Annotated in this window: 9 protein-coding genes and 1 pseudogene; 5 read left to right on the forward strand and 5 right to left on the reverse strand. The window is 35.9% G+C overall.

What is annotated here, in order from left to right; genetic code table 11:
* Both ACH2CJ_RS06200 and ACH2CJ_RS06205 read right to left on the reverse strand, forming a co-directional pair.
* A pseudogene (locus ACH2CJ_RS06200) lies at window positions 1-257 on the reverse strand (hypothetical protein); the annotation flags it as partial.
* The gene (locus tag ACH2CJ_RS06205) at window positions 235-966 is read right to left on the reverse strand and encodes an ISAs1 family transposase (RefSeq protein WP_394991384.1); all 732 of its coding nucleotides are present in this window, start codon (window positions 964-966) and stop codon (window positions 235-237) included. The pseudogene ACH2CJ_RS06200 and the gene ACH2CJ_RS06205, both read right to left, overlap by 23 nt.
* Window positions 967-1,249: 283 nt before the next feature.
* Here ACH2CJ_RS06205 and eat point away from each other — a divergent pair, with 283 nt between their 5' ends.
* Entirely contained in the window at window positions 1,250-2,581 is a 1,332-nt protein-coding gene (gene eat / locus ACH2CJ_RS06210; RefSeq protein ID WP_394991386.1) for an ethanolamine permease, read from the forward strand.
* Between the two features lie 54 nt (window positions 2,582-2,635).
* Window positions 2,636-3,481, forward strand: a complete 846-nt coding sequence (locus ACH2CJ_RS06215; RefSeq protein ID WP_394991388.1) for a UbiA family prenyltransferase — start codon at window positions 2,636-2,638, stop codon at window positions 3,479-3,481.
* A gap of 139 nt (window positions 3,482-3,620) precedes the next feature.
* On the opposite strand, the gene ACH2CJ_RS06220 is transcribed toward ACH2CJ_RS06215, so the two are convergent.
* Window positions 3,621-4,133: an RNA polymerase sigma factor gene (locus tag ACH2CJ_RS06220; RefSeq protein WP_394991389.1), complete on the reverse strand. Its 513-nt coding sequence runs from the start codon at window positions 4,131-4,133 to the stop codon at window positions 3,621-3,623.
* 334 nt (window positions 4,134-4,467) lie between these two features.
* Between ACH2CJ_RS06220 and ACH2CJ_RS06225 the strand changes: the two genes are divergently transcribed.
* A complete protein-coding gene (locus ACH2CJ_RS06225; protein ID WP_394991390.1) occupies window positions 4,468-5,388 on the forward strand; it encodes a sugar phosphate isomerase/epimerase family protein in 921 nt (306 codons plus the stop codon).
* 97 nt (window positions 5,389-5,485) lie between these two features.
* Here the strand turns inward: ACH2CJ_RS06225 and ACH2CJ_RS06230 are convergent, their stop codons facing one another.
* Window positions 5,486-6,877: an MFS transporter gene (locus ACH2CJ_RS06230; RefSeq protein WP_394991391.1), complete on the reverse strand. Its 1,392-nt coding sequence runs from the start codon at window positions 6,875-6,877 to the stop codon at window positions 5,486-5,488.
* A gap of 14 nt (window positions 6,878-6,891) precedes the next feature.
* Window positions 6,892-7,215, reverse strand: coding sequence for a hypothetical protein (locus ACH2CJ_RS06235; protein WP_394991392.1), 324 nt, complete (start codon window positions 7,213-7,215; stop codon window positions 6,892-6,894).
* Between the two features lie 212 nt (window positions 7,216-7,427).
* On the opposite strand from ACH2CJ_RS06235, the gene ACH2CJ_RS06240 reads away from it, so the two are divergent.
* Both ACH2CJ_RS06240 and ACH2CJ_RS06245 read left to right on the forward strand, forming a co-directional pair.
* Entirely contained in the window at window positions 7,428-9,167 is a 1,740-nt protein-coding gene (locus ACH2CJ_RS06240; protein ID WP_394991393.1) for a GMC oxidoreductase, read from the forward strand.
* A 68-nt stretch (window positions 9,168-9,235) separates the two neighbouring features.
* Window positions 9,236-9,663 (forward strand): gluconate 2-dehydrogenase subunit 3 family protein (locus tag ACH2CJ_RS06245; RefSeq protein WP_394991394.1); only part of this gene is annotated, 428 nt, incomplete at its 3' end.

The raw sequence follows: 9,663 nt of genomic DNA on the forward strand, positions 1-9,663 counted from the left end.
ATTGCTGGTATTAACTTCCAGTTTTTAGTCAATTTTTCTCTTAGGATGGATTTATTACCACCTTGTTTTTCTAATAAATTACTTGTTAAAGTAATAAAACTTGCGACTACCAGAGCTTCATTTTTATGACTTATTTTTATTCGGTCTTCACCGATTTGTACATCTCTAATGTGATGATGTGTTTCAATACTCCAGTGGTTTCTAATAGCTTCTGATATTTCGATAAATGACTTATTATCGCAGCGGCGAACCGTCAAGTGATTGATTGCTAAGCCAATAAGAATTTTCCTGTGTTGACTTCTTGGTTTTTGAGGTAAACCTTTCTCGACTGACAACTATCAGTGATATGTTTTTTGTTTCTTTCCAACGCTCATCGAACTCAGCCGCAACAAAATTATAGCCCTTATATAATCGTGTTTCTACACGTCCATGTCCCTTTTGATATACCGTATTTTTAAAATTAGCAGTAAAGTGCTTGTTGACCAATTCACATTCTTCTAACATCTCTTTTTGGTTGGCTTTGAGTTGGGCTAAGTACACACCATTTTTGTTTGAGATAGTCGCTAAGTTTTCTCTTGAGGTATGTAAAGCATCGAATGTAAATTTCTGTCCTCTTATATCTGTTTCTTCAAGATAGCTACTTACTACTGGCTTTTCTGAAGCTTTCAATGCATCATAATGACCGATAATAATACTCTGACGACTTTGATGTGTAGTTAAATTTACAATGCTTAACCCGCGTTTTTCTCCACTAACGCCGTCTATAGTACCTCTTAGTTCTTTCCCATCTATACTAAACCATTTTTCAGCATCTTTCTTGATAATGAAACTAAAATATAACTCATTTATAGTATTAAATTGTTCATAATCAATAAGTTGCAATATCCTTTTAAGTTGAGAATATGACACACATTTTGCTACTTTTATGCCTAAAATATGTGCCAATTTCTCAAAATCATCTGACATTGCTCGATGAATAACTGATAAATTTAGAAGCTTATCGCTCCGTAAAATCGACGTTAAAAACAATACTACTACAAACGAAAGCTCGTGTCGTTTACCTCGTATATCTCGACTATCTGAAAGTTTCCCTTGCACTTCATAATAGTAGTTTGTAAGTTTGTTTTGGGGGGATTCATAAATTGATGTTTAGTTCCTAAAACAAATATATCAGCTTTTTGAATCCCTATCTTTTTTTTATGAACAAACCCTGTTACAGCTATTCTTAAAAACAGTTCTAAGCAAAAAAATGTCGAACGTCGAACAGTCGAATACTAACGACCAAAAACTTCAAAAAAGCCTTACACCAACATTATTGTGGGGGCTGGGCGTAGGATATGTCATTTCTGGAATGTATTTCGGATGGAATCTTGGGCTCGAAAAAGGCGGGACACTCGGCATGGCAATTGCCACATTTTTTGTCATAATTCTTTATATTGCTTTTTCGTTGAGCTATGCCGAACTTGCTTGTGCAATTCCACAAGCAGGCGGAGCTTTTGATTATGCCAATCGTGCTTTGGGTAAAAAGTGGGGTTTTTTGGCAGGAATGGCTCAAAACATTGAGTTTTTGTTTGCTCCGCCAGCCATAGCTGTTGGCATTGGGGCTTATTTCAATGCTGTTTTTCCTCAAATTCCTATTACAGCAGTTGCGATTAGTGCTTATTTAATTTTCACTCTGCTCAATATTCTCGGTACAAAACTCGCTTCTACTTTTGAGTTGGTTATAACGATTTTTGCAGTTTTGGGTTTGATTGTTTTTTGGTATATTGCTTTCCCAAAATTTGAAAGTAAGAATCTGATTATCAATGCTTTACCGAATGGTTTTAGTGGAGCTTTTGCGGCATTACCATTTGCGATTTGGTTCTTTTTGGGTATTGAAGGTTTGGCAAATGTTGCCGAAGAATCAAACAATCCACAAAAAGATATTACCTGGGGATTTGGCTCGGCAATGGCAACTTTGGTGGTTTTGTGCTTACTTACTTTTGTTGCTGCAGTTGGTATAAATGGCTGGGAATCAATTGTTTATAAAACAGATGGCAGTATATCTGACTCTCCTTTGCCAATGGCCATGAGCAAAATCATGAGCGATACAAGTAGAGTTTATCAATTAATAGTAGGCATCGGCACTTTCGGACTTATCGCTTCGTTTCATGGCTTGGTTTTGGCAGCAGGACGAGCAACTTTTGAGTTTGGTCGTGCAGGAAATGCTCCCGCTTTTATAGGAAAAGTTCATCCAAAATTCAAAACCCCTGCCAATGCTTTATTGCTCAATATGGTTTTCGGAATTGTGGCACTTTTGAGCAATTCTACTGCCGATATTATTATTCTCTCGGCTTTTGGAGCTTTGACAATGTATATTTTTTCGATGGTTTCGTTGTTAGTTTTACGTAAAAAAGAACCAAATTTAACACGACCTTTCCGAGTGCCTTTTTATCCAATTTCACCGATTATTGCTTTAATAATAGCTTCGGTAGCATTGGTTGCCATGATTATTTATAACTTTAATCTTTCGTTGGTTTACTTCGGAATTTTGGTTGGAAGTTTTGTTGTAGCAAATTTTTTAGTACGACGGATTTCCTAATACGTCTTTTTCTTACGCTATAAAGAACGGATTGGAAATCCGTCGTATATTATTATGACTCCAAAAGATATTTTATTGCATCTAAGATTGCCCTTTTCTTTTTTTTTGATGCCTGTTTATTGGTTTGCCATTAGCCAAACACCAAACGTAGATAAACCAAAGGCTTTTTGGATTTTCGTCATTCTCCACATTTTTATTTACCCTGCTAGCAATGCCTACAATAGCTATTTTGATAAAGATGAGGGAAGTATCGGCGGACTTGAAAAACCACCTGCCGTTGATAAAAAGCTCTTTTGGGTTTCGTGGGCAATTGATATTTTGGCAGTAATTATTGGCTTTTTTGTAATTGATTGGCTTTTTGCTTTAATGATTTTTATTTATGGGCTAATCTCGAAAGCATACAGCAATGACACTATTCGTTTGAAGAAATATCCGATTTTAAGTTGGTTTATTGTGGGAATTTTTCAAGGAGCATTTACTTATTTTATGGTGCTTTTAGCATTCGTTTCAGAAGTAGAATTATTAGAAACAAATATTTTTCCAGCAATAATAAGCACATTGATGCTTTGGGCGGTTTATCCGATGTCACAAATATACCAACATGAAGAAGATGCCAAGCGTGGCGATACTACAATGAGCATGTTGTTGGGAATTAAAGGAACGTTTGTATTTACGGCGTCAGTTTTTAGCCTTGCTTTTTTTGCATTTTTCCTGTATTTCAAACAATCAGATTTTATAGTTTTGTTACTTTTTAATTTACCTACACTTGGATTTTTCGGTTGGTGGTTTCTCAAAGTTTTAAAAGATAAGAACCAAGCAAACTTTAAAAATACTATGTGGCTCAATCTATTAGCTTCTATTTGTTTGAATGGCTTTTATATTTGGCTGTGTATAAAATAGAAAACCGTAGGTTAAAATCTTGTTTAATCCAAAAATACTGTCAAAAAAAAAGATTGTCAGCAAAGCAGACAACCTTTTCGAACCTTCCTCTTTTTTAACCAAAAACTACAATTACGGCGAACCGTTTGATATTATTTTCTTAGTATGCGTAGGCATACATATATAATTTATCTTTCAATTCCTTTCGAGCAATGTGAATTCTGTTTTTCACCGTTCCGATTGGAATGCTTAATTTTTGAGCGATTTCGTGGTACTTAAAACCCTTAAAGTGCATCATAAATGGCATTTTATATGATTCGTCAAGTGTTTCTACAGCGTTGTTTATATCTTCCATTGCAAACTCCGAATAAGCATTATTATCAATACTACTTTCCATGTTATTGATATAGTGCAGATTATCTGTTGTATCAATGAAAGTGTTTTTTCTGATCATGCGTTGATAGTTCGTAATGAACGTATTTTTCATGATGGTATAAAGCCATGCTTTCAAATTTGTTCCAGCAGTATACTTATCACGATTCAAAAATGCTTTCATTAAAGTATCTTGTAATAAATCATTGGCATCTTCGTGATCTTTTGTAAGCCTCATAGCAAAAGGCTTTAATGATTTCGATGTTTTTGATATAGCGTAGTTAAATTCAAGAGCTGTCATAGTATGTTTTGTTTTTGTTGAATCAAATGTAAATAAACTTAAACAAATTATCCAAACATTTTTATGTTTATTTTTATGAAACAACACTTTTACTTATAAAAATTATAAAAAATCATTGATTTGTTATAAAAAAATCATATATATCAGATTGATAGTTTTCGTACTTGTTTAATTAAACTACTAATAAATAAAACAAAAAACTTTCGGCTTCTAACTTTAAAACAAAAATGTTAGGTATGTATGTCATATATTTACGAGATATAAGAAGAAATAGATTTTACAAATAGGCTTTTTATTTTAAATTTGATAAATCATTTTTCTACTATTCAACACTATGTTAAAACTTGGATTTGTAAGTGCTATTTTAGCCGATTTCGGCTTCGAACACGTGGTAGATTTTGCCTCAAAACATGAATTTTCGTGCCTCGAAATAATGTGCTGGCCTAACGATAATACTGATAATCGCCGTTATGCAGGAGTTACCCACATTGACGTTGATAAACTCGATGTTCAACAAGTAAATTACATCAAATCATTTCTTCATGAAAAAAACGTCGGTATTTCGGGCTTGGGCTATTATCCAAATCCATTAGATGCCGACAAGAAAAAGGCAGAGTTTTATATCGAGCATATAAAAAAGGTAATTAGGGCTTGCAATACTTTAAATGTGCCAGTGATGAATACTTTTATTGGGCGAGACCCAAAGAAAAATATTCAGGAAAACTTGAAGACTTTTAAGCGTGTTTGGAAACCAATCATCGAAACAGCCGAGCAAGAGGGTATCAAGATTGGTATTGAAAATTGCCCCATGTTTTTTACGAATGATGAGTGGCCGGGAGGAAAAAATTTGGCAATTAGCCCCGCCATTTGGGACAGAATGTTCGAAACATTCAAAACACCACTATTTGGGCTAAACTACGACCCATCGCACATGATTTTTCAGATGATGGACGAAATAAAACCAATTTATCAATACAAAGACCGTTTGCATCATATTCATCTAAAAGATGTAAAATTATACCATGACAAATTAGATAGGGTTGGAATTTTGGCAAATCCGCTCGAATATCACTCACCAAAACTCCCTGGTTTGGGCGATGTTCGTTGGGAAAAATTTTTTGCCGCACTAACCGACGTTCGTTACCGTGGGCCAGTCGTGATTGAAGTAGAAGACAAGGCTTTTGAAGGAAGCCCAGATGATGTTACAAAAGCTATTTTGCAGAGTAGAAATTATATTCGTCAGTTTTTACCGTGATTTGATAGAATGGGTTTCCTAACCTGTTTCGCTGATATTTAGATAGAAAAGCCTTCAAAACAACTGGTTTTGAAGGCTTTTTTTATGAAACAAACTTTTAGTGTCCACCCCCGCCCATTGGCATATTTACTTCGCCCTCAACTTTCTTTGTCTTGATGAGCATTGTTGCTCCTGCCGCAATCAATAAAAGAACTCCTGCAAATGTAATCGCTTTACCAGGGTCATTATTGAGAAAGTTCTTCAAAATATAACCAAAAGTAAGCGTTTGAATCAACATCGGAATTACAATCATCATATTGATAATGCCCATATAAACGCCGTAGCGTTCTTTTGGGATTTCTCCGACTACCATCAAATATGGAATCCCCATCATACTTGCCCAACCTATGCCAAAGCCAGTAATGGCAGGAAACAATAAATATTTGTTTTCAATCATCGGAAAGACTAAAAAACCAATTCCTGCTAAAACCAAACACACAGCGTGTACTATTTTTGGCGAATATTTCTTGGCAAAATAAACCAAGCTAAACGCTACCATAAACATCACTATATTATACCAACCATTTACCAAGCCAGTCCAGCTAACAGCCTCATTATAAACAGGGTTGTCTTGATAAGTTGTAGTTTTCCAGACCGACTGTGCAACACTTTTTGACGAATTTTGCCAGTAACAAAACATAGCATACCATTGAAATAAATAAACCAACGCCAATTGCCACATGACTTTGGGCATATCTTTTATAGCCCCAGAAATATCAATAAATGGTGTTAAAATATTGAGTGGCTTTGCTTTCATTTCAGCGAGTTCTGCTTCACTTGGAGGGATTTCGGAAGTTGTTTGCATACTCCACCAAACCGAGCCAATGGAGCAAATCGCACCTAGAAAGAATGAAGCATAAACCCAAGTTGGCAAAGAGCCAGTTGTTCCTAAGAATATCAATGGAAACCCAAAAATTGAAAGATTAACTAAAGTTTGACCCAAACCCGTAAAAAAACTCTGTGCTTGAAAGCCAATTGGCTGCTGTGAAGCATCTAATTTGTCGGCAATAAAAGCACGGTAAGGTTCCATAGCGGTATTATTGCCTACATCCAAAATCCATAAAAGCCCAGCTGCCATCCACAACGAGCTACTAAATGGATAAAGGAAAAGTGCTAAACTACACATCAAGGCACCGATGAAAAAATAAGGTTTTCTGCGTCCGAAGCGAGGCGACCAAGTTTTGTCAGACATCGCACCAATAATTGGCTGGATCAAAAGCCCTGTCATTGGTCCAGCTAAGTTTAGCAAGGGAATTTGGTCAGGACTTGCCCCTAAAAAGTCATAAATTGGATTAACAGCACTTTGTTGAAGACCAAAACTATATTGAATTCCGAAGAAGCCAACATTCATATTGATAATTTGGGCAAAACTCAATTTGGGCTTTGAAAAATTCATCGTATGTAAACATGTATAATGCAGTAATTGCACAAAGAAAAGAAAAAATTTCATTTTTTAAAAGAAACTTACTTTTTGACCGTTGGAAATTCGTCAATTCCTAGCGTAGTCAACAATGGGTTTAAGGTTTTTGTTGTAATTGTTACTTGAAAAAATTTCACTTTCATAGCATCAAAGTCGCATACAAATTTGTTTTTTACTTTTAGAGTGCGATAAACCGCCGTATAATTTACTTTTTTCTGTTCCCAACCACTCACTGCCAAGTTGGTTTGTAAACATTCAATGGCTCTTTTTAAATTAGAAAAATAAACTACAAAAGATTCTCGCTTACGAACATCGTTCAGTGAACCTATATAATTGATACTTACTTCATAAATAATAGATTGACGCATGATACATATTTTTTTTTAATTTCTACTGAGCCGATGTGTTTGTTGTATATAAACTGCTAATAATAAGTATTATTCACCCATTCATTCGTTCGTTATTCTTTCAAGCAAAATAGAAAAAGTAATAATAGAAAAGATTCTTAATTTATTGAATTTTCTTTTGAAAAAGTTGTCTTAAATTGCGAACAACAAATAATAATCATTTTCCTGAACCAATGGCAAATCTAAATACAACATTAAACAAAACCAATACTTACGACGCCATCGTGATTGGCTCAGGCATGAGCGGTGGTTGGGCAGCAAAGGAATTTTGCGAAAAAGGCTTAAAAACATTAGTGCTTGAAAAAGGTCGAATGGTGAATCACGTAGAAGATTACCCAACCATGATGCAGGATACTTGGGACATGGAGCATCATGGAGCTTTGACTCCAGAAGACAAAGAAAAGTATCATATTCAAATCAGAAGTGGCTTTGTGGGCGAACCGGTCAAGCATTTCTTTACAAATGATATTGACAATCCTTACCAAGAAACCAAGCGTTTCGACTGGATTAGGGGTAATCATGTAGGTGGGCGTTCGCTTACTTGGGGCAAGCATGTTTATCGTTGGAGCGAGCATGATTTTGAAGCGAATGCCCGTGAAGGGATTGCTATAGATTGGCCTATTCGGTACAAAGATATTGCTCCGTGGTACTCGTATGTCGAAAAATTTGTAGGCGTTAGTGGCGAAAAATTAGGACTTTCACATTTACCAGATGGCGAATTTTTGCCACCAATGGAGCTAAATTGTTTAGAAAAACACTTTAGAAAAGAGGTTGAACAGAAATTCAAAGGAAGACATGTAACCATTGGCCGAGTAGCTCATTTGACAGAGCCTCAGCCACAACATTTAGAATTGGGTCGTGGAAAATGCCAAAATCGTAATCGTTGCTCACGAGGCTGTCCTTATGGAGCATATTTTAGTAGTAATTCGGCCACTTTACCAGCCGCTAATCGAACGGGTAATTTTGCCATTCGACCGAATTCAATTGTTCATTCACTCATTTTTGATGAAAAAACAGGTGGGGCCGCCAACGGCAAAGCCAAAGGTGTAAAAGTAATTGATAGCGAAACCAACAAAGAAATTGAGTTTTTTGCAAAAATCATTTTTGTTTGTGCATCCACGCTGGCATCTACTCAAATTTTGTTGAATTCAACTTCAAATCGTTTTCCTAACGGCATGGGCAATGACAGTGGAGAATTGGGTCATAATCTCATGGATCATCATTATCATGTCGGAGCAATGGGTAGCTACGATGGTATGGAAGACCAATATTATAAAGGACGTAAACCAACGGGTGTTTTTATTCCAAAATATGTAAATATTGATGATGCGTCTAAAAATCCTAATTTTTTGCGTGGCTATGACTACCAAAGTGCAGGTGGTGGTCGAGGAGATTGGGGTAGAGGCAACGGTATTGAAGGAGTAGGAGCATCATTCAAAGATAGCTTATTCAAACCAGGTGGCTGGGGAATGGGCTTGATGGGCTTTGGCGAAGTGCTGCCTTATCACGAAAACAAAGTTACTTTAAGCAAAGATAAAACCGATAAATGGGGAATTCCACAATTAGTTTTTGATGCCGAATTGAAAGATAATGAATGGAAAATGCGTGAAAAAATGAAGTCAGATGCAGCAGAAATGCTCGAAAAAGCTGGTTTCAAGAATGTTCAAATGTTTGATAATGTTGGAGGCTTAGGCAATGGTGTTCATGAAATGGGAACTGCTCGAATGGGCAAAGACCCAAAAACTTCGGTATTAAATGCTCAAAACCAATTACATTCAGTACCAAATGTTTTCGTAACCGACGGAGCTTGCATGACCTCAGCCAATTGTGTCAATCCTTCAATTACATATATGGCACTTACTGCCCGTGCCGTAGATTTTGCTGTAAATGAATTGAATCGTAAAAATCTTTAATGATTGTCTATTTTTGACTTTCAATTGTGCTTTTTTTTCAATTATCAATCTAATAATCGCCAATCAAAATGAATCGTCGAGAATATATAAAGAATACAGCCTTATTCTTGGGTTATGCAGTGTCGGTAAGTGCTGTTTCAAATTTATTGGTTTCTTGCCAAAATGAAGCAAAATTAGCATGGAAACCTGTTTTTTTGAGCAATAATCAAGCAAATACGATTGCAGAAATGGCAGAAACCATTTTGCCAAAAACATCAACCCCAGGAGCAAAAGACTTAGGTGTTCCGCAATTTATAGATAAAATGCTGAAAGAATTGCTCAACGAAGCCGACCAAAAAGAATTTGTTAAAGGCATCGAATCATTAGACCAGCGATGTGAAAAAGACTACGGAAAAGTATTTGTGGCATGTGAACAAAGGCAAAAAGAAGAAATTCTGACAAAACTTGATAAAGAAGCCGCTAAGTTTCCACCAAGTCTCTGGGGAATTGTTTTAGT

Origin of the sequence: Emticicia sp., from assembly GCF_043780375.1 — a bacterium.
Taxonomy (GTDB): domain Bacteria; phylum Bacteroidota; class Bacteroidia; order Cytophagales; family Spirosomataceae; genus Emticicia.